General features: G+C 44.0%; 17 protein-coding genes. 15 read left to right on the top strand and 2 right to left on the bottom strand.

Annotated elements, in window-relative coordinates:
- The first annotated feature begins 346 nt into the window (after positions 1-346).
- The 8 genes from LJE09_RS12415 to trpA all read left to right on the top strand — a co-directional run bounded on the left by LJE09_RS12415 (position 347) and on the right by trpA (position 9,431).
- A complete protein-coding gene (locus LJE09_RS12415; RefSeq protein ID WP_118566237.1) occupies positions 347-1,807 on the top strand; it encodes a uracil-xanthine permease family protein in 1,461 nt (486 codons plus the stop codon).
- Between the two features lie 799 nt (positions 1,808-2,606).
- Positions 2,607-4,094, top strand: coding sequence for an anthranilate synthase component I (trpE, locus tag LJE09_RS12420; protein ID WP_173697440.1), 1,488 nt, complete (start codon positions 2,607-2,609; stop codon positions 4,092-4,094).
- Positions 4,091-4,669: an anthranilate synthase component II gene (locus LJE09_RS12425; protein WP_055150407.1), complete on the top strand. Its 579-nt coding sequence runs from the start codon at positions 4,091-4,093 to the stop codon at positions 4,667-4,669. Before trpE ends, LJE09_RS12425 begins: the two co-directional genes overlap by 4 nt.
- Positions 4,662-5,672: an anthranilate phosphoribosyltransferase gene (trpD, locus tag LJE09_RS12430; protein WP_055150405.1), complete on the top strand. Its 1,011-nt coding sequence runs from the start codon at positions 4,662-4,664 to the stop codon at positions 5,670-5,672. Before LJE09_RS12425 ends, trpD begins: the two co-directional genes overlap by 8 nt.
- 99 nt (positions 5,673-5,771) lie before the next feature.
- Complete coding sequence (trpC, locus tag LJE09_RS12435; protein WP_082419146.1) at positions 5,772-6,572, top strand: indole-3-glycerol phosphate synthase TrpC; 801 nt, start codon at positions 5,772-5,774, stop codon at positions 6,570-6,572.
- Between the two features lie 30 nt (positions 6,573-6,602).
- Entirely contained in the window at positions 6,603-7,229 is a 627-nt protein-coding gene (locus LJE09_RS12440; protein WP_118566238.1) for a phosphoribosylanthranilate isomerase, read from the top strand.
- A gap of 245 nt (positions 7,230-7,474) precedes the next feature.
- Entirely contained in the window at positions 7,475-8,659 is a 1,185-nt protein-coding gene (gene trpB / locus LJE09_RS12445; RefSeq protein ID WP_055058796.1) for a tryptophan synthase subunit beta, read from the top strand.
- On the top strand, positions 8,652-9,431 hold the full coding sequence (gene trpA, locus LJE09_RS12450) for a tryptophan synthase subunit alpha (protein ID WP_227311391.1): 780 nt from the start codon (positions 8,652-8,654) through the stop codon (positions 9,429-9,431). Before trpB ends, trpA begins: the two co-directional genes overlap by 8 nt.
- A gap of 262 nt (positions 9,432-9,693) precedes the next feature.
- On the opposite strand, the gene LJE09_RS12455 is transcribed toward trpA, so the two are convergent.
- Positions 9,694-10,488, bottom strand: a complete 795-nt coding sequence (locus tag LJE09_RS12455; protein ID WP_118573886.1) for a Cof-type HAD-IIB family hydrolase — start codon at positions 10,486-10,488, stop codon at positions 9,694-9,696.
- A 168-nt stretch (positions 10,489-10,656) separates the two neighbouring features.
- Positions 10,657-10,860, bottom strand: a complete 204-nt coding sequence (locus tag LJE09_RS12460; RefSeq protein WP_055150390.1) for a hypothetical protein — start codon at positions 10,858-10,860, stop codon at positions 10,657-10,659.
- Positions 10,861-11,109: 249 nt separating this feature from the next.
- Between LJE09_RS12460 and LJE09_RS12465 the strand changes: the two genes are divergently transcribed.
- The 7 genes from LJE09_RS12465 to LJE09_RS12495 all read left to right on the top strand — a co-directional run bounded on the left by LJE09_RS12465 (position 11,110) and on the right by LJE09_RS12495 (position 20,500).
- Complete coding sequence (locus tag LJE09_RS12465) at positions 11,110-12,060, top strand: diacylglycerol/lipid kinase family protein (RefSeq protein ID WP_008707346.1); 951 nt, start codon at positions 11,110-11,112, stop codon at positions 12,058-12,060.
- A gap of 1 nt (position 12,061) precedes the next feature.
- Complete coding sequence (locus LJE09_RS12470; protein ID WP_173702266.1) at positions 12,062-14,182, top strand: glutamine synthetase III family protein; 2,121 nt, start codon at positions 12,062-12,064, stop codon at positions 14,180-14,182.
- Between the two features lie 116 nt (positions 14,183-14,298).
- Complete coding sequence (locus LJE09_RS12475; RefSeq protein WP_227311392.1) at positions 14,299-15,219, top strand: AAA family ATPase; 921 nt, start codon at positions 14,299-14,301, stop codon at positions 15,217-15,219.
- Positions 15,209-17,002 (top strand): cobaltochelatase CobT-related protein, encoded by a 1,794-nt coding sequence (locus tag LJE09_RS12480; RefSeq protein WP_070100090.1) that lies wholly within the window; start codon positions 15,209-15,211, stop codon positions 17,000-17,002. Before LJE09_RS12475 ends, LJE09_RS12480 begins: the two co-directional genes overlap by 11 nt.
- A gap of 178 nt (positions 17,003-17,180) precedes the next feature.
- Entirely contained in the window at positions 17,181-19,079 is a 1,899-nt protein-coding gene (locus tag LJE09_RS12485; protein WP_008707353.1) for an OPT family oligopeptide transporter, read from the top strand.
- Positions 19,080-19,103: 24 nt separating this feature from the next.
- Complete coding sequence (locus LJE09_RS12490) at positions 19,104-19,469, top strand: PqqD family protein (RefSeq protein WP_022380147.1); 366 nt, start codon at positions 19,104-19,106, stop codon at positions 19,467-19,469.
- A 158-nt stretch (positions 19,470-19,627) separates the two neighbouring features.
- Positions 19,628-20,500 (top strand): YitT family protein, encoded by an 873-nt coding sequence (locus LJE09_RS12495; RefSeq protein WP_008707356.1) that lies wholly within the window; start codon positions 19,628-19,630, stop codon positions 20,498-20,500.
- Positions 20,501-20,547 lie beyond the last annotated feature (47 nt).

The following is a 20,547-nucleotide window of genomic DNA, read 5'->3' on the forward strand; positions in this document are numbered from 1 at the left end:
AGAGCACACGGTTCATACCCGTGGTGTCGAGGGTTCGAATCCCCCTCTCGCTACTACACGAAAGATGAGTCTGTAAATCGAGTGAAAGGTTTACAGGCTTTTTTATGTTGCCGGCATATTCATACAAAAATATACAAAATTTCTTTTTACTATTGCCATAATCCCCAAAATCCTTTATAATGCAAAAAGGTGAAAGCAAAAGTTCATTGTAATGACAGTAGTATGAAATGATAACAGGGTGGTTATTCAAAAAAGGATAACTGCCTTGTTTTTGATTATAGGAAAAATCGCTATTGTAAAACCTTTTGCCGAATCACATCAACATTCACGAAAGAGAGGGAAAGGAATGGAGAAACAAGAGAAAAACACAGTAACACCCTACGACCTTGATGGAAGGCCGCCACTGAAGCTGGCGATTCCTCTTGGTTTGCAGCATGTGCTGGCTATGTTCGTAGGTAACCTTACACCGCTTCTGATCATCACAGCAGCCTGTGGAATCGAAGCCGGCGGAGAACTGCAGGTAGCACTTCTGCAGAATGCCATGCTGATCGCAGGTATTGTAACTTTGGTTCAGGTATTTACCATAGGACCTGTGGGTGGTAAACTCCCCATCGTTATGGGAACCAGTTCCGGTTTCATTGGCGTATGCCAGAGTGTTGCAGGAGTCATGGGTAATGGAGTGGTTGCGTATGGTGCGATCATGGCGGCATCCTTTATCGGCGGTCTTTTTGAAACTGTACTGGGAAGCTTCCTGAAACCACTGAGAAAATTTTTTCCGTCAGTTGTAACAGGAACCGTTGTATTATCAATCGGTCTTTCACTGATTGCTGTTGGCATCAGTTCTTTTGGAGGAGGAAGTTCCGCTAAGGACTACGGTTCTCTGGAGAATCTGTTTGTAGGTTTTGTAGTTCTGGTCGTAATTGTCGTATTAAAACATGGGACGAAAGGATTTACAAGCTTTGCATCAATTCTGATCGGCATTATCGTTGGATATGTGCTGGTAAGTATTATGGCGGCAGTTCTTCCTACAACATTTACCTATGTGGATGATGCAGGTGCAACAGTAGAAGCTACCAAATCCTGGGTTCTTAACTGGGATAAAGTAGCAAGCGCATCCTGGTTTGCAGTGCCGAAGATCATGCCTGTCAAATGGGTATTTGATGCAAGGGCAATCGTTCCGATCTGCATCATGTTTATTGTAACAGCTGTAGAAACTGTCGGTGATATTTCCGGTATCACAGAGGGCGGTCTTGGAAGAGAAGCTACAGACAAAGAGCTTTCCGGCGGCGTTATGTGTGATGGCCTTGGATCTTCACTGGCAGCAGTATTTGGCGTACTTCCGAATACTTCTTTTAGCCAGAACGTAGGTCTGGTTGCAATGAATAAGGTTGTAAATCGTTTCTCAATTGCAACAGGCGGTATTTTCCTTATCGCATGTGGTTTGTTTCCTAAGCTTGCAGCACTGATCTCCATCATGCCTCAGAGTGTACTGGGCGGTGCGGCAGTTATGATGTTCTCATCTATTGTTGTCAGCGGTATCCAGCTTATCACAAAATGGCCGGTAACTCCGAGAAACGTAACAATTGTCTCCGTTGCACTTGGTCTTGGCTATGGACTTGGGGCAAACTCAGCAGTCCTTGCACATATGCCGCAGGCGATCACACTGATCTTTGGTGGTTCAGGAATTGTACCTGCAGCACTGTTTGCTATTATTCTGAATATCGTGCTTCCGCCGGATGAGAAATCCGAAGTTGAGATCGCAGAAGAGATTCTTGACATGAAGAAAAAAGAGACACAGAAGAAATAGCGGCAGAATCAACTTGTTGGCACACTGGGATTGTTCGAAAGTGAATAAGTAAAACAATAAAAAGCGCGAAACTGGGAATATCTGGTTTTGCGCTTTTATTCAGATTATAGTAAATGATTATCTGGTGCAGATATGTGGTGAAAGCAGACTGCAGATATCTGTAATGAATTTCCTGATAATGGTTACTGTTCACTCTGTTCACAGCAACACGCTTCGCAATGCAGGAAATATGAACCTCTTTGTGCAAAGCCCAAGGAGTATCGTTTGCTTTGCAAACTTAATTTATGCTAATCGCATAAATTCGCGCGGTATGTCTCGGGTTTTCTGTGACCTTCGTTCACAAAAAACACCTCGCGGGATATTACCAGTGAACAGTAACTGATAATGATAAAAATATGTTATTGAATGAAATTCAGGGTTGACAAATATAGCTTCCGGTGGTAAATTAAGTGTAAATTTAACAGATTAAACCGATGAAGCGGAAGTCAAAGCAGTCATGCGCGCACAGAGAATCCGGGAAGGTGAGAGCCGGGTGGAAATGCAGTCTGCCAAATGGGCCGCTGAGGGCACAGTGAAAGGTTGAAGATTACAGAGTGAGCTGAGTATCCTGTGACGTGAGGCATACGTCAGTTGCCGGGAATATGAAGGTATTTCGCAAAGAGTACGGTTCAAACCGTAAATCAAGGTGGCACCGCGGGTGAAGTATATACGCTCGTCCTTGACAGAAACGATAATTCTGTCAAGGGCGGGCTTTTTTATGTTCCTGACAGAAACTGAATTAATCACAGGAGGTGTTTCCATGTATCCAACATTAGAAACTATCAGGCAGCTTGCACAGAAAAAAGAATATCGTCGTATTCCTCTGTGCAGAGAACTTTATGCAGACAGATATACACCGGTAGAGGTGATGCGCATTTTGCGAAAGGCCAGCCGCCATTGTTATCTGCTGGAAAGTGCCAGCCAGACAGAAGTGTGGGGAAGGTATTCTTTCCTGGGGTATGAACCATCCATGGAGATTACCTGTACAGACGGAACATTGAAGATCCGGACAACCGATGCTGAGGGAAAAACAGAGGAAACCGTAAGGCGGGTCACACATCCCGGTGATACTCTCAGAGAAATCATCCGGAAATATAAAACTCCGGTAATGGAAAAGATGCCTCCTTTTACAGGCGGTCTGGTAGGATATTTCTCCTACGATTATATCAAATACAGTGAACCAAAGCTGAAACTGGAGGACAGGGAACAGCAAGATTTCAGGGACATGGATTTAATGCTTTTTGATCAGGTGATCGTATTTGACCATTTCAGACAGAAAGTACTTCTGATCACAGGTGTGATGACAGATGATCTGGAAGCCTCCTACGAGAAAGCAGTAAAGAAATTGGAGGAAATGGCGCAGCTGATCCGAAACGGGGAGCATATGGAATTTGAACCGCTGAGACTTCAGTCAGAAATACAGCCGAAATTTCCGAAAGAAAAATATGCAGAGATGGTGGAGAAAGCCAAACATTACATCAGAGAAGGTGATATTTTCCAGGTAGTACTTTCCAATCCCATGCGTGCGAAAGCAACAGGAAGCCTGTTTGATACTTACCGGGTTCTTCGGGCATCTAATCCTTCTCCTTATATGTTTTATTTCTCCAGTGATGACATTGAACTGGCAGGTGCTTCCCCGGAAACCCTTGCGAAGCTGGAAAATGGCACCTTAAGTACCTTCCCTCTGGCAGGAACCAGACCAAGAGGAAAGACAAGAGAAGAGGATAAAGAACTTGAAGAGGGACTTCTGAAAGATGAGAAAGAGCTGGCAGAACACAATATGCTGGTAGACCTGGGAAGAAACGATATTGGAAAGATCAGCAAGATCGGAACTGTAAAAGTAGAAAAGTATCTCTGCGTAGAACGTTTTTCCCATGTAATGCATTTGGGCTCCACAGTAACAGGAATCATCCGGGATGATAAAGACGCTGTGGATGCAGTAGACGCAATCCTTCCGGCAGGAACCCTTTCCGGAGCACCCAAATTCAGAGCCTGCCAGATCATCGAGGAACTGGAACAGAGCAAACGAGGCATTTACGGAGGCGCCATCGGATATCTGGATTTTGCAGGAAATCTGGATACCTGTATTGCCATCCGCCTGGTTTATAAGAAAAACGGAGAAATCTGTATCCGTTCAGGTGCCGGAATCGTGGCAGACAGTGTACCGGAAAAGGAATTTCAGGAATGCTGCAACAAGGCAAGAGCAGTGGTACAGGCAATTGAACAGGCACAGGAGGGATTAGAATGATATTACTGATCGATAATTATGACAGCTTTTCCTACAACTTATATCAGCTCATCGGCGCAGTGGAACCGGATATCAAAGTAGTGAGAAACGATGAGTGTACACTGGAAGAAATCGCAGAGATGAAACCGGAAGCCATCATTTTATCCCCTGGTCCGGGAAGGCCGGAGGATGCAGGTATCTGTATTCCGGCGATTAAAGAATTTGCAGGAAAAATCCCCATTCTGGGTGTGTGCCTGGGACATCAGTCCATCTGCGAAGCTTTTGGAGGAACCGTTTCCTATGCAAAGGAACTGATGCATGGAAAGAAAAAACTGATGTATAAAACAGGAGAAAGCCGGCTTTTCAAGGACCTGCCGGATACCTTTGCAGCAGCCAGATATCATTCCCTGGCAGCGTTAAAGGATACCCTGCCTGCAGAACTTAAGGTGACAGCAGAGTCAGAGGACGGAGAGGTCATGGCAGTGGAACATACAAAATATCCTGTGTTCGGAGTACAGTTTCATCCTGAATCGGTAATGACACCGGACGGCAGAGTGATGATAGAGAACTTTATGGAGGTAGTGAGAAATGATTAAGGAAGCCATTATTAAATTATCAAAGAAACAGGATTTAGCTTATGCGGAAGCAGAAGCTGTAATGGACGAGATTATGAGCGGTCAGGCAACACCTGTACAGATGTCTGCTTATCTTACTGCATTAGCTTTAAAAGGAGAGACAATTGATGAGATCACAGCTTCCGCAGCAGGAATGAGAGCTCACTGTATCAAACTTCTCCACAACCTGGATGTGCTTGAAATCGTGGGTACCGGCGGAGACGGTTCTAATTCCTTCAATATTTCCACTACTTCTTCTCTGGTGATCGCAGCAGGCGGTGTTCCGGTTGCAAAACATGGAAACAGGGCAGCATCCTCCAAATCCGGTGCAGCAGATGTTCTGGAAGCACTGGGAGTGAAGATTACACTGACGCCGGAACGCAGTGCAGAGATCCTGAAAAAGATCAACATCTGCTTCCTGTTTGCGCAGAATTATCACATTGCAATGAAATATGTGGCACCGATCCGTAAAGAGCTAGGAATCCGTACTGTATTTAACATTCTTGGACCGTTAAGTAATCCGGCAGGTGCAAACATGGAACTGATGGGAGTTTACGATCAGTCACTGGTGGAGCCACTGGCACAGGTTATGGCAAATCTGGGTGTTAACAGAGGAATGGTTGTCTATGGACAGGACAGTCTGGATGAGATTTCCATGTGCGCACCTACTTCTGTATGTGAGATCAGGGATGGCAAATTTACTTCCTATGAGATCACACCGGAACAGTTTGGATATGAGAGATGTGAGAAGGGTGCCCTGACAGGTGGTACACCTGCAGAAAACGCAGAGATCACAAAAGCAATCCTGAAAGGTGAGGAAAAAGGTCCGAAGCGTCAGGCGGTATGTTTAAATGCAGGTGCAGCACTCTATATCGCAGGAAAAGCCGCTTCCATAGAAGAAGGAGTGAAGCTGGCAGAATCCCTCATCGACAGCGGTGCAGCACTGAAAAAACTGGGAGAATTTGTAGAAGAGACAAATAAATAAAAAGCAACCCCAAATTACTAATGTAAAGGAAATCTGTAACTGTCCGGTAATCTGCTGACTGTGGATATACAGAACAGTTACAGAAAAATCATAGAGATTATGAAGAATATATTAGAAGAAATAGCAGCCAGAACAAGAGAAAGAATTGCAAAAGAAAAGTCCTGTATTTTTGTTTCGGAGCTGGAGAACCGGATTCAGGAAGTAAATAAAAATGCAAGGCAGAAAATCACATTTCTCCAGGCATTACAAAAAGACGGTATGTCCTATATCTGCGAGGTAAAGAAAGCCTCCCCCTCAAAGGGACTGATTGCACCGGATTTTCCATATCTGGCAATTGCAAAGGAATATGAACAGGCAGGTGCAAGTGCAATCTCCTGTCTCACAGAACCTTTTTATTTCAAGGGAGCAGACCAGTATCTGAGAGAAATCGCAGCCGCTGTACAGATACCTGTACTCCGCAAGGATTTTACAGTAGATGAATATATGATCTATCAGGCGAAATCCCTTGGTGCTTCCGCGGTATTGTTTATCTGCGCCATTCTGGATGACGGAGAATTAAGAGCATACAGACAGCTTGCAAAAGAGCTGGGACTGGATGCACTGGTAGAAGCACACGATGAGTACGAAGTGGACAGGGCCTTAAATCTCGGGGCAGAGATCGTGGGAGTCAATAACCGGGATCTGAGAACCTTTCAGGTAGATATGAACAACAGCATTCGCCTGAGAAAAATGGCACCGGACAATGTGGTTTTTGTTTCCGAGAGCGGAATCCGCACCCCGGAGGATATCCGGCTTCTTTATGAGAATAAAGTGGATGGGGTACTGATCGGTGAAACACTGATGCGAAGTCCGGACAAGAAAGCAGCACTGGAAAGCCTGAATGGCAGCCCGTTACGCTGAAAGATCGAATATTATCTGAGAGGATAGAATATGACCAGAGAACAACAGCAAAGAACCAAAATCAAAATCTGTGGTCTGAAACGCCCGGAAGACATTACCTATGTAAATGAAGCAAAACCTGACTACTGCGGATTTATCATAGAATTTCCGAAGAGCAGCAGAAATGTTACAGGTGCATTGGTGAGAGAACTTACTGCAAAACTTAATCCGGACATTATCCCTGTAGGTGTTTTTGTAAATGCAGCACCTGAGCGTGTGGAGGAACTGCTTCTTGACGGAACTATCCATATTGCACAGCTTCATGGACAGGAAGATGAGGCATATATACGGAGAATCCAAAAGAATACAGGTCATCAGGTTATAAAGGCCTTTTCCGTAAAAACAGCTCAGGATATTGAAAATGCCCTGAAAAGTCCGGCAGATTATATACTGCTTGATCAGGGTGGCGGTGGAACCGGACAGACCTTTGACTGGTCACTGATCCCGGAGATAGACAGACCGTTTTTCCTGGCAGGAGGACTGGGTGCAGATAATCTGGAAACAGCCGTCCGGACTATTCATCCTTATGCAGTAGATCTGAGCAGCAGTGTGGAGACGGATGGAATGAAAGACAGAGATAAGATTTTGAAGGCAGTTCAACTGGTGCATATAAAATAAGATAACCGAATCAAGTAAGTCACCTGCTTCAATTGCGAAAAGCAATAAGCAGTGGGTGGGGACTTGCTTGTATCAGGAGGAGTGCAAGCTCCTTCTGATAAACTGCGGAGCAGTTATTCGGTGTAGAGCCGCGTAGCGAAGCGGATTGCGAATATCCGCTTGACTAATTCAGAAAGAACATAGAATACTCTGACCGACCATCTGACAGGCCAGGGATTACATACATAAAAGGAGGACATATACAGATGTCAAAAGGAAGATTCGGCATCCATGGAGGACAGTACATTCCGGAAACACTGATGAATGCTGTCATCGAATTGGAGGAAGCCTACAACCATTATAAAGATGATCCGGAGTTTAACGCAGAGCTTACAGAGCTTCTGAACGAATATGCAGGAAGACCATCTCGTCTCTACTTTGCATCCCACATGACAGAAGATCTGGGTGGAGCAAAAGTATACTTAAAGAGAGAAGACTTAAACCATACAGGTGCTCACAAAATCAACAATGTACTTGGTCAGGTACTTCTTGCAAAAAAAATGGGCAAGACCCGTGTCATTGCAGAAACAGGCGCAGGTCAGCATGGTGTGGCAACAGCAACAGCAGCAGCTCTTATGGGTATGGAATGTGAAATCTTCATGGGAAAAGAAGACACAGAACGTCAGGCATTAAATGTATACAGAATGCGTCTTCTGGGTGCAAAGGTCAATGCAGTTACTTCCGGTACTGCAACACTGAAGGATGCTGTTTCCGAGACAATGAGAGAGTGGACAAACCGTATTTCCGATACACATTATGTACTTGGTTCTGTAATGGGTCCTCACCCATTCCCCACAATTGTCCGTGATTTCCAGGCAGTGATCTCCAAAGAGATCAAAGAGCAGATCCTTGAAAAAGAGGGCAGACTTCCGGATGCAGTTCTTGCATGTGTAGGTGGCGGATCCAATGCGATCGGAACATTCTACAATTTTATCAATGACAAAGATGTCCGTCTGATCGGATGTGAGGCAGCAGGACGTGGCGTAAATACGGCAGAGACAGCAGCTACCATTGCAACCGGCAAACTGGGAATCTTCCATGGAATGAAATCTTATTTCTGCCAGGATGAATATGGTCAGATCGCACCTGTATATTCCATTTCCGCAGGTCTGGATTATCCGGGAATCGGACCGGAACATGCGCATCTCTATGATACAGGACGTGCAGAATATGTACCTGTCACAGACGAAGAAGCAGTAGAGGCATTTGAATATCTCTCCAGAACAGAGGGAATCATTCCTGCTATTGAGAGTGCTCATGCAGTAGCTTACGCAAAGAAAATTGTTCCGCAGATGAGAAAAGACCAGATCGTGGTCATTACAATTTCCGGACGTGGAGATAAGGACTGCGCAGCAATCGCGCGTTACAGAGGGGAGGATATTCATGAATAAGAGAATTACAGAAGCATTTGAAAAAGGAAAGGCATTTATCCCGTTTATTACCTGTGGAGATCCGTCTCTGGAAGTGACAGAGCAGCTTGTCTATGCAATGGAGGAAGCTGGTGCAAACCTGATCGAGCTTGGGATTCCGTTTTCTGATCCTACAGCAGAGGGACCGGTGATCCAGAGAGCAAATGTGAGAGCACTTTCCGGTGGTGTGACTACAGATAAGGTATTTGACATGGTGGTAAAGATCAGAAAGAACAGTTCTGTTCCTATGGTGTTTATGACTTATGCAAACGTGGTATTTTCTTACGGAACGGAGCGGTTTATTAAAACTGCCGCAGAGATCGGAATGGACGGTCTGATTCTGCCGGATGTGCCGTATGAGGAAAAAGAGGAATTTGACAGTGTTTGCAAGAAACACGGTATTGATCTGATCTCTCTGATCGCGCCGACTTCTCATGAGAGGGTCGCACAGATTGCGAAGGATGCGGAAGGGTTTGTGTATTGTGTTTCTTCTCTTGGTGTTACAGGAACAAGAACTAATATTACTACAGATATCGGGGCAATGGTGAAGCTGGTAAAACAGGCGAAAGATATTCCTTGTGCAGTTGGATTTGGAATTTCTACGCCGGAACAGGCGAAGAAGATGGCAGCACAGTCGGACGGGGCTATTGTGGGATCTGCAATTGTGAAGTTGTGTGCAGAACATGGCGCGGACTGTGTACCGTATGTGAAAGAGTATGTGAAAGCTATGAAGGATGCGGTAATGGAAGCTTAAATATTGAAAAGGGGACGCGCAGAAACATATTTCATTTCGTGTGCGGTTTCGGAGCCTAAGAACTTCTAAGCTGCTAAAAATATGCTAAAAACATAAGAAAAATGACCCAAACTCGCCGCATGCTGCGGCTCAGACAGTGGGTCATTTTTCTTATAACGCATATTTTTATCAGCTAAGAAGTTCTAAGACTCCTGCAAATGCACACGAAATGAAATATGTTTCTGCGCTGTGTATTGGTATGAACTGGAGTAATTCGTATCTTTTATAAGAAAGACTTCAGAATTTGCAGAACTCCGTTTTCCCAGTAGGGCGGGCAGGTATTTTTGGCGGCAGCCCGGACTTCGGGGCGGGAGTTGGAGACTGCGTAGCTGAGACCGGCATTCTGAAGCATTTCAATATCGTTGAGGTTGTCTCCGAAAGTACAGGTTTCGTCAGGTGAAATTCCCAGATATTCCTGCAGGAAAGCGACGGAAGGACCTTTGCCGGAACCTGGGGCAGTACAGTCCATCCATTCCTTGCCGGCGGCAGCCATAACTGTTTTGTCTTTCCAGGTGGGAGTGAATAAAGGGGCGCACATTTCCTCACAGGCGTTGGGGTGGTAGACAGCAAATTTGTTTACCTGCTGCCCCTCGAGTTTTAACATTTCCGGAACTTCATGGATATCATATCCGTAAGAATCTCTCAGCCAGTGAAACATCTGGCTGCCTCCGTCTTCTGCGAAACAGCGTTCAGGTGTGGAAATAAAATAATCACAGGAAGGCATATTCTCTCTTACCATAGAACACATTCCTTTCCAGATTTCGTCCGGCAGAGTATCCACTTTCAGAATCTCCTTCGGAGTCCGTACAACAGTTCCTCCGTCAGAGATATAAAGCAGTCTGTCTGCGACAGGGGCAAACAGTTTTCTCTCACTTCTGTACTGCCGTCCAGAGCATGCCACAAACACAATCCCCTTATCAATCAGCCTTCCGATAACCTCCATATACTCCCTGTCAATAGCCAGAGTCCCATCCTTTACCAAAGTTCCATCTATATCTGAAGCAATTAATTTAATCATATGAATAAGAAATCCTTTCTATACAAATTCATTTTAAAAATTCTCTTTGTAATTGTAATAAGTCCCTTCTATAATAAATACAAATAAATACAATCCCCATTTTATCACGCTAAAATACAACTTACCATAAGAAATTAGGAAAAATTGCAATTATTCACCAGTCCCGTTTTATGCGTTACCATCCTGCAAAATTTTCTGTGAGAAAATATCATCTGCATAGCCTGTCGTTGCAAGGCGCATTACTGTGAACGAAGTGAGCAGTAACAGCCCGGCAGTCCCGCAGCCAGCCAACAGGCAGGAAATATTTTTGGTTTCAGGTGCATTTGCAGTGGGCGTAGTAACTCTTGGTGCGTGGGAATCTGCGTTATTCAAAAATTGCTCACTGTCTGAGCGAAGCGAGTTTGAGTAATTTTTGAATGTTTTTAGCAGATTTCCACACACCTAGAGTTATTAGCCCGCGAAACCGCACCTGAAACCAAAAATATTTCCTGTCGTCCCCAATTTTTTTGCCCGTCAAACCCCATTGACTTTTCCACCCTTTTTTCTTATATTATATAAATAGAAATCTGCGTACTCTGAAAACTACGCATTTAAACCCTGAAAAAAGGAGAGTTGCTCGAAATGAACAAAAAAATGCTCTTTGTTTTCAATCCCAAGGCAGGTAAAGGCAAGATCAAAACAAACCTGCTTGATATAGTAGATATTTTCAACAAAGGCGGTTATGAAGTCATTATCTATTCCACACAGAAACCAAAAGATGCCTACGAGAAAGCCAAAGAATACGAATCCAAAGTGGACCTTATCGTATGTAGCGGCGGAGACGGGACTCTTGATGAGGTGGTTACCGGAGTAATGGAAAAGAAGAGTTCCATTCCCATCGGATACATTCCGGCAGGAAGCACCAACGACTTTGCAAACAGTCTCTTTATGCCGAAAAGCATGACAGATGCCGCTTCCATGATTATGGAAGAGAAACTTTATCACTGTGACATCGGCAGATTCAATAACCAGAGCTTTACATATATAGCAGCTTTCGGTCTTTTCACAGATGTAGCCTATCAGACAGATCAGGATCTCAAGAATATCCTTGGCCATGTAGCCTATCTTCTTGAGGGAGTGAAACGCCTTTTTGATATCAAATCATACCATATGAGAATTGAATCCGAAGAATTAACTGTGGAGGATGACTTCATCTTTGGGATGATCACCAATTCCCGTTCAGTGGGAGGGTTTAAGAACCTTACAGGCAAGAACGTGGATATGAATGACGGACTTTTTGAAGTTACCATGATTACAAGACCGAAGAATCCGCTGGAATTGCAGGAGATCATGACTGCAATGCTGACAGCAGAGGACAATACAGATCTGATTCATTCTTTTAAATCAGCCAGGGTGACCATTACCTCAGAAGAACCGGTACCATGGACTCTGGACGGTGAATACGGCGGCAGTCATACACAGATAGAGATTGAAAACTGCCACGAAGCACTGAATCTGTATCTGAAAAGTACAAAAAATGAGGAAACCAGATCAATTGGAATTTCCCCGTTAATAAATAAAAAGGAGAAATAAAATGGGTGAGTATATCAATGTAGTAGAGACTTTTGGATGTGACGTGTTTAATGATTCCGTCATGCAGGCACGACTTCCGAAGAAGATCTACAAAGAATTGAAAAAAACCATAGAAGAGGGCAAAGAACTGTCTATGGAAATTGCGGATGTAGTAGCACACGAGATGAAAGAATGGGCCATCGAGAAAGGTGCCACACATTACAGCCACTGGTTCCAGCCCCTTACAGGTGTGACAGCAGAGAAACATGATGCTTTTATCACAGCTCCGATGGATAACGGCAAGGTCCTGATGTCTTTCTCCGGAAAAGAACTGATCAAAGGTGAACCGGATGCATCTTCTTTCCCGTCCGGTGGATTAAGAGCAACTTTTGAGGCGAGAGGATATACAGCATGGGACTGTACATCACCGGCTTTTGTCCGTCATGATGCAGCAGGTGGAACACTCTGTATTCCTACTGCATTCTGTTCCTATACGGGAGAAGCACTTGACCAGAAGACACCACTTCTTCGTTCTATGGAAGCAATCAACACCCAGGCACTCCGTCTGTTGAGACTTTTCGGAAATACAACTTCTAAGAAAGTAACTCCGTCAGTAGGAGCAGAGCAGGAATATTTCCTGATCGATAAAGAGAAATGGCTTCAGAGAAAAGACCTGATCTATACAGGCAGAACTCTTTTTGGAGCTATGCCTCCGAAGGGACAGGAAATGGATGACCATTACTTTGGAAGTATCCGTCAGAGAATTTCCGCATACATGAAAGAGGTAAATGAAGAATGTTGGAAGCTTGGAATTCCTGCAAAGACACAGCATAATGAGGTTGCCCCTGCACAGCATGAGCTTGCACCGATTTATGCACCGGTCAATATCGCAGCAGACCAGAACCAGATGATGATGCGTATTCTTAAAAAGGTTGCCAGCCGCCATGGAATGCGCTGTGTCCTTCATGAGAAACCATTTGCAGGTGTGAATGGCTCCGGTAAGCATAACAACTGGTCTCTTACCACAGATGACGGAATCAATCTTCTGGATCCGGGCAAAACACCTCATGAAAATATTCAGTTCCTTCTGGTCCTCACCTGTATCCTGAAAGCAGTAGATGAACATGCAGATCTTCTGCGTGAATCTGCGGCAGATGTGGGAAATGACCAGAGACTTGGCGGCCATGAGGCACCGCCGGCAGTGATTTCCGTATTTCTTGGAGAGCAGCTGGAGGATGTTCTGGAACAGCTGGTCAGCACAGGAACAGCAACTCACAGTAAAAAGGGAAGTAAGCTGGAAACAGGTGTTAAGACTCTGCCTGATTTCATGAAGGATGCCACAGATCGTAACCGTACTTCACCTTTTGCTTTCACAGGAAATAAATTTGAATTCCGTATGGTGGGCTCAAGAGATTCTATTTCCGCATGTAACGTAGTCCTGAATACGATCACGGCAGAAGTATTTAAGGAAGTATGTGACCGTCTGGAAAAAGCTCCTGATTTCGAACTGGCGGTACATGACCTGATCAAAGAATATGCCACAGATCATCAGAAGATCGTATTTAACGGAAACGGCTATGCGCCGGAATGGGAGAAGGAAGCTAAACGCCGCGGACTTCCGATCCTTCCGAGCATGGTGGATGCAATCCCTGCACTTACTACAGAGAAGGCAGTGAAACTCTTTGAATCTTTTGATGTATTCTCAAGAGCTGAGCTTGAATCACGCGCAGAGATTAAATATGAGATTTACTCTAAAGCAATCAATATTGAAGCAAAGACAATGATCGACATGGCAACCAAGCAGATTATTCCGGCAGTTATCAGATATACCACTGTTCTTGGCGAATCCATCAATACAGTGAAAACAGCGGGCGAAGGGCTGATCGATGTAAGTGTACAGCTTGACCTGCTTAAGAAAGCGTCAAAACTCTTAAAGGCTGCAAACAGTGCCATGAGTAAGCTGAGCAAACTGGTTGAGAAGATCCCGGAAAATGCAGAGGGACGGGACAGAGCCGTATTCTGCAGAGAAAAGGTGGTTCCTGCAATGGAAGCTTTACGTGAGCCGGTGGATGAACTGGAAATGATCGTAGATAAGGAAATGTGGCCGATGCCATCTTATGGAGATCTTGTATTTGAAGTATAATGTTGTAAAAATATAAAGAAGAATGCTATAATAAAAGGGTCGTGAATCTGTAAAAGATAAGCGGCCTTTTTCTATAACACAAACTGGACTATAATAGTTATATAAAGGAGAACTAAATGGAAGAACTGAAATTTCTGGAGGAGCAGCAGGTAGCCTCTGAACTGATAAAGAGAGTAGAAGAATTCCGCAGCCGGTATGAAGTGGCACCGGAAACAGCAGGCAGGATTGTGAAACCATCCATTCCATTTTACGGAAAAGACATTCTGGAAATGGCCATTGCCGGACTGCTCAAAGGGGAGAATCTATTACTCACCGGTCCGAAGGCAACAGGAAAAAATATCCTTGCAGAGAACCTGGCATATATTTTCAACCGTCCCGCATATAATGTTTCCTTTCATGTAAATACCAACAGTGGAGATCTGATCGGCACAGACACTTTCGTGGACAACGAAGTTAAGCTTCGCAAAGGAACTATCTATCAGTGTGCAGAATACGGTGGTTTCGGAATCCTCGACGAAATTAATATGGCAAAGAACGATGCAGTTTCCGTTCTTCATGCAACTTTGGATTATCGCCGTTCCATCGATGTCCCGGGCTATGACAAAATTGATCTTCATCCGGCTGCCCGTTTTATCGGAACCATGAATTACGGTTATGCAGGAACCAAAGAACTCAATGAAGCGCTGGTATCCAGATTCCTGGTTATTGACATGCCGGCTCAGACTGAAGAATCCCTGAAATTTATTTTCCAACGGATGTTTCCAAATATAAAAGAAAACGCCAGAACACAGTTCATCGGAGTATTCCTGGATCTTCAGCTCAAAGCCACAAACAGTGAAATTTCCACCAAACCTCTGGATCTGCGAGGTCTCCTTGCAGCCATGAAGATTGTAGAAACCGGACTTTCTCCGAGAAAAGCAGTTACTATGGGAGTGGTGAACAAGACTTTTGACATTTTCGAGAAAGAAATCGTAGAGGATATTGTGAAAACCAGAATTCCGGCAGACTGGACAAGGGATGATGTATATGAAAGATGAGAAAATCGTAGAAATCGACGATTACCGTCTGGAACTGGAAAACAGGATCCGCAATCTCCTCTGGACTATCAGCGGGGATTACACGTTAAATATGAAAGTAGACGTTTCCCTGTATCTGCGCTCAAAAGCAATCGCTCTGTATGACGGCATCAAGCAGGGCGCTCTGGCAAAATATTATGACAGAAATCTGCTGGGTTTATATCTGGTAAAAAAAGTTTTCTGCCAGGCAGGAGAGGGAGAACTGACTGCAGTAGCACAGCTATGTGTAGAAGAAGCAATCGGGGATAAAATCTGTCAGGAGCGTCCGGGGGTCCGGGAGATGCAGAAGGAAGCATTCGAGGATATCCTGGACCAGGAGTTTGAACAGATGCCCGCATACGGAGATATTCTTGGCCGATTGAAGATTGCCATCCTGCGTGACCGTTTGCAGAATGGAAACCATTATGTAGAAGAGCGTCTTCGGAAAATCCGCGACATGGTTTATAAAGCCAGAACAGCTGCAGACACTATAGAATTGATCCGTATTATTGACAGTCTTTACAACACTATCATTGATCCGAATTTTGAGAAAGATCATGGAACACTGGAACAGGTTATGGCAGTCACCCTGGAAGAACTGACAGAATACGACTGGGAAGATTTTCTCACAGAAGAACTTTATGAGGAAGCTCTGGAGAGTTACATCGAACAGATGACAAATAAGATTACGGACATGGAAGACACTGCTGTCACTGAAGAAATGGAAAAACAGCGCCAGACCAAACACAAAATTACAATTCTCACAGAGGAAGAACTTGAGAAAGCATATACCTATGTTGAGTTGAATTTCGGAAAAACTTATCTGACTCCTGCAGAAGAGAAGCGAATGAATTATCTGATGTGCAGGGAACTTCACAGAGACTGCAGCCTTTATTTTACAGAAGGAATTCTTAAGAATCCGGTCAAACGAAACTATCAGTACGAATATGCAGTGCGATTAAAGAATAAGAATATCTGGCTCTACCATGACAAACACAGAATCGTAAAGCAGAACATAGCATCCCTCACAGATCTTTTGCGAAAGACGCTGGTGCTGAAAAGCGAGACGCAGGAAGTACTGTCAGACAGAGGAACAATCATTCCGTCCAGACTCTGGCGTGTGGGCAGAAGCAGTGAAGCAAATCTGTTTAAAAGAGAATTGAAATCTGATGCATCTGATTTCGTAGTAGATGTGCTGATCGATGCCAGCGGTTCCCAGATGTCCAGGCAGGGAGATGTGGCATTACAGGCTTATATCATCAGTGAAGCATTAAGTAATGTAAACCTGCCTCACCGTGTCATGAGCTTCTGCACATTCTGGGACTATACGATCCTTCACAGATTCCGTGAGTACGATGATCCACAGTCAGCTAATGAAAATATTTTTAATTATGTAACTTCTTCCAATAACAGGGATGGACTTGCTATCAAAACCGCAGGATACGGTCTGCTTCAGAGATCTGAGGAGAAAAAAATCCTCATTGTATTAAGTGATGGAAAACCATATGATGTCATCGTAAACAGACCTCACGCAAAGAACCCGGAACCTTATATGGGAAAATATGCGATCAATGATACTGCTACAGAAGTGCGGCACCTGCGAAACCTTGGAGTAAGTGTTCTGGGAGTCTTTGCAGGGGAAGAAAAAGACCTTTCCACAGAAAAAAAGATATTTGGCAAAGATTTCGCATATATCCGGGATATTTCGAATTTTTCCAGAATTGTCGGGAGATACCTGATTAAACAGTTGGATTCAGATGAATAGACTGATAAAACAGGGTAAAAATATGCTGTTTGAGCGTGCTGATATGTTAAGAGATTATCAAGTTAGCACATTAATATGGTAAAGTGCATAAAAAACCAGTTTTTTCACCTTGCCTTTTTGTATAAATTTCGCTATAATGTTCTATGTTTATAAATCAATACAAAAGGGAGAGGAAATCATGAACGAAAACAAAGAGTTCAAACCGTATATTCCGGCTGACAAGATCACACCAGAATTTACGGTGACATCCATCATCATGGGTGTTATCCTTGCAGTCATCTTCGGTGCAGCCAATGCTTATCTTGGTCTGCGTGTTGGTATGACTGTATCTGCTTCCATTCCGGCAGCAGTTATTTCCATGGGCGTAATTCGCAAGATCATGAAAAAGAACTCCATTCTGGAGAGCAACATGGTCCAGACAATCGGTTCAGCCGGTGAATCACTGGCAGCCGGTGCAATTTTCACAATGCCAGCTCTGTTCCTTTGGGCAGAAGAAGGACTTTGTGAAATGCCGGGTATCGTGGAAATCACATTAATCGCACTTTGCGGTGGTGTTCTTGGTGTACTTTTTATGGTACCACTTCGTAACGCACTGATCGTAAAAGAGCATGCAACACTTCTTTATCCTGAAGGAACTGCCTGCGCAGATGTTCTTCTTGCAGGTGAAGAGGGTGGTGCAAACGCTGCGACAGTATTCTCAGGTATGGGAATCGCAGCGATCTTTAAATTTGTCGTTGACGGTTTAAAGGTAATCCCTGCAGACGTTGCAGTAGCATTTAAAGGATTCAAAGGTGAAATTGGTATGGAATGCTATCCTGCACTTCTCGGTGTTGGATATATCGTAGGACCAAGAATCGCATCCTTTATGTTTGTTGGTTCTCTTATTGGCTGGATGGTGCTGATTCCGGTAATCTGTCTGTTCGGAGCTGATACAGTTATGTATCCCGGAACAGAAACAATTTCTGCTCTTTATGCAGCAGGCGGAGCATCTAAAATCTGGAGTACTTATGTAAAATATATCGGAGCAGGAGCTATCGCAACAGGTGGTATTATTTCTCTGATCAAATCCCTGCCTCTGATCATTGCAACCTTCCGTGATTCCATGAAGAGCATGAAGGGCGGTAAGAATACAAGTACAGAAAGAACTGCACAGGATCTTCCAATGAACGTTATCCTGATCGGTATTGTGGCAATGGTTGCGATCATTTGGCTTGTTCCGGCTATCCCGGTTAACCCGATCGGTGCGCTGATTATCGTAATCTTCGGCTTCTTCTTTGCAACTGTATCTTCCCGTATGGTTGGTCTTGTAGGAAGCTCCAACAACCCTGTATCAGGTATGGCTATCGCTACTCTTCTGATCGCAACAATGGTTATCAAAGCATCCGGCAATACCGGTATCGACGGAATGAAAGCAGCAATTGCTATTGGTTCCGTAATCTGTATCGTAGCAGCAATCGCAGGTGATACTTCACAGGACTTAAAGACAGGTTATCTTCTTGGTGCAACTCCTAAGAAGCAGCAGATCGGTGAGCTTATCGGTGTTGTTGCTGCCGGTCTTGCTATCGGTGGAGTTCTTTATCTTCTGAACACTGCATGGGGATACGGAAGTGCAGAAGTACCTGCTCCTCAGGCAACTCTGATGAAGATGATCGTAGAAGGTATCATGGGCGGCAAGCTTCCATGGACACTGGTATTTATCGGTGTATTCCTTGCAATTGGTCTGGAAATCTTAAGAATTCCGGTTATGCCATTTGCTATCGGTCTTTATCTTCCAATCTACCTCAACGCTGCTATCATGATCGGTGGTGTTGTTCGTATGTTCGTTGACGGAAGAAAGAATGTTGATGATAAGAAAAAAGAAGAACAGGCAACAGACGGTACACTTTACTGTGCAGGTATGATCGCAGGTGAAGGTCTTGTAGGTATCCTTCTTGCAATCCTTGCAGTAGTAAACGTAAGCAGTGTATTTGATCTCTCCGGAAGCATTAACCTTGGTAATGCAGGCGGCGTGATCCTGATGTTACTTATGATCTTAAGCCTTCTGAAATTCAGTATCTGGAACAAGAAGAAAGCCTGATCAGGCGGAGATGATAATATTTAAATGAGTAAAAAGAAAAAAGAAATACAGATCAATTATCTGGATCTCATTCCTGAGCGCAGTGCACAGCTTCGCTGGCATACGGATATCAGGGGGAGAATGGTGTTGGAAATAGAGAATAAGGGCGCGTTTAACACGATTGCCCAGAAGCTGTTTGGAAAACCCAGATATACGAAGATACATCTGGATGACAATGGCACATTTATCTGGCCACTCATAGATGGCAGGAAGACAGTGGAAGATATTGCTGCACTGGTAAAAGACGAATTTGGGGAGAAGGCAGAGCCTTTATATCCAAGGATCGTTAAATACTTCCAGATAATGGAGAGTTATCATTTTGTAAATTTTATCAATAAGCCTGAAAAATAAGGTAAGAATAAGAGCGGGAGCAGTCCTTCATGGATTGCTGCCGTTCTTGTAGTTTATGGAAGAATAATTACGGCACAGTGATAAAGCGGTATCTCTGGCTGATATTCATGAAAGCATAAAACAAATATTATTTTTACAGAATACAAGGAGGCAAATGAATGAAGTTAGTAAATGGAAAAAGATCACAGCTTCTGGAATATCTGATGATCATAGCAGGAACCGGATTAATGGCACTGGCGATCAATTCCGTATTTGATGCATCAGGTATGGTAACCGGAGGCTTTTCAGGTATCGCGATCATTATAAAAGCAGGGAGTCAGGGAATCATTGACGGTGGTATCCCTCTCTGGGTAACAAATATGGGTTTGAACATTCCACTGTTTCTGATCGGATGGAAGATTAATGGATTCTCCTTTGTAAAAAAAGCTTTGATAGGAGAAATTGCTCTGTCCACCTGGCTTGCCATAGAACCTGTATGGAATCTTGCTGGCAATGATCTTCTTCTTGCCGCACTTTACGGTGGTGTGATCCAGGGTGTGGGAATCGGTCTTGTCTTTCTGGGCGGCGGAACAACCGGAGGAACCGATATGATGGCAGCTATCATCCAGAAATATCTGCAGCACTATTCAATCGCACAGATCATGCAGGTTATAGATGCAGGCGTTGTACTGGTGGGTATGTATGTGTTTGGCATCCACAAGGCACTCTATGCGATTATTGCGGTATATCTGGTGACAAAAGTATCTGACGGTTTGATTGAAGGTCTGAAATTCTCAAAAGCTGCCTATATCATTACAGCAAAGCCAAAGGAAATAGCAGATATGATCATGAAAGATCTGGACAGAGGTGTAACAGGCATCAGTGCCAGAGGAATGTACTCAGGACAGGATAAACTGATGCTTTTCTGCGTGGTAAATAAAAAAGAGATCGTAATGCTTAAAGAAAAAGTAGATGAAATTGATCCGGAAGCTTTTGTGATAGTGACAGATGCCAGGGAAGTTCATGGAGAAGGTTTTATTGAAAAAAAGTAATACAAAAAAATATATAAAAAATTGTAAATTTTTTTCTCTTTCCTCTT

This window comes from Blautia sp. DFI.3.45, from assembly GCF_020593505.1.
In the GTDB taxonomy this organism is placed as follows: domain Bacteria; phylum Bacillota; class Clostridia; order Lachnospirales; family Lachnospiraceae; genus Blautia_A; species Blautia_A wexlerae.

What these genes read in the sequence shown, in the direction of transcription:
- LJE09_RS12485 (WP_008707353.1), top strand. Translation starts at nt 17,181, where the DNA reads ATGAACGAAAACAAAGAGTTCAAACCGTATATTCCGGCTGACAAGATC.
- LJE09_RS12415 (WP_118566237.1), top strand. Translation starts at nt 347, where the DNA reads ATGGAGAAACAAGAGAAAAACACAGTAACACCCTACGACCTTGATGGA.
- trpC (WP_082419146.1), top strand. Translation starts at nt 5,772, where the DNA reads ATGAAGAATATATTAGAAGAAATAGCAGCCAGAACAAGAGAAAGAATT.
- LJE09_RS12470 (WP_173702266.1), top strand. Translation starts at nt 12,062, where the DNA reads ATGGGTGAGTATATCAATGTAGTAGAGACTTTTGGATGTGACGTGTTT.
- LJE09_RS12465 (WP_008707346.1), top strand. Translation starts at nt 11,110, where the DNA reads ATGAACAAAAAAATGCTCTTTGTTTTCAATCCCAAGGCAGGTAAAGGC.
- LJE09_RS12480 (WP_070100090.1), top strand. Translation starts at nt 15,209, where the DNA reads ATGAAAGATGAGAAAATCGTAGAAATCGACGATTACCGTCTGGAACTG.
- LJE09_RS12495 (WP_008707356.1), top strand. Translation starts at nt 19,628, where the DNA reads ATGAAGTTAGTAAATGGAAAAAGATCACAGCTTCTGGAATATCTGATG.
- LJE09_RS12455 (WP_118573886.1), bottom strand. Translation starts at nt 10,488, where the DNA reads ATGATTAAATTAATTGCTTCAGATATAGATGGAACTTTGGTAAAGGAT.
- trpD (WP_055150405.1), top strand. Translation starts at nt 4,662, where the DNA reads ATGATTAAGGAAGCCATTATTAAATTATCAAAGAAACAGGATTTAGCT.
- LJE09_RS12440 (WP_118566238.1), top strand. Translation starts at nt 6,603, where the DNA reads ATGACCAGAGAACAACAGCAAAGAACCAAAATCAAAATCTGTGGTCTG.
- trpE (WP_173697440.1), top strand. Translation starts at nt 2,607, where the DNA reads ATGTATCCAACATTAGAAACTATCAGGCAGCTTGCACAGAAAAAAGAA.
- LJE09_RS12425 (WP_055150407.1), top strand. Translation starts at nt 4,091, where the DNA reads ATGATATTACTGATCGATAATTATGACAGCTTTTCCTACAACTTATAT.
- LJE09_RS12490 (WP_022380147.1), top strand. Translation starts at nt 19,104, where the DNA reads ATGAGTAAAAAGAAAAAAGAAATACAGATCAATTATCTGGATCTCATT.
- LJE09_RS12475 (WP_227311392.1), top strand. Translation starts at nt 14,299, where the DNA reads ATGGAAGAACTGAAATTTCTGGAGGAGCAGCAGGTAGCCTCTGAACTG.
- trpB (WP_055058796.1), top strand. Translation starts at nt 7,475, where the DNA reads ATGTCAAAAGGAAGATTCGGCATCCATGGAGGACAGTACATTCCGGAA.
- trpA (WP_227311391.1), top strand. Translation starts at nt 8,652, where the DNA reads ATGAATAAGAGAATTACAGAAGCATTTGAAAAAGGAAAGGCATTTATC.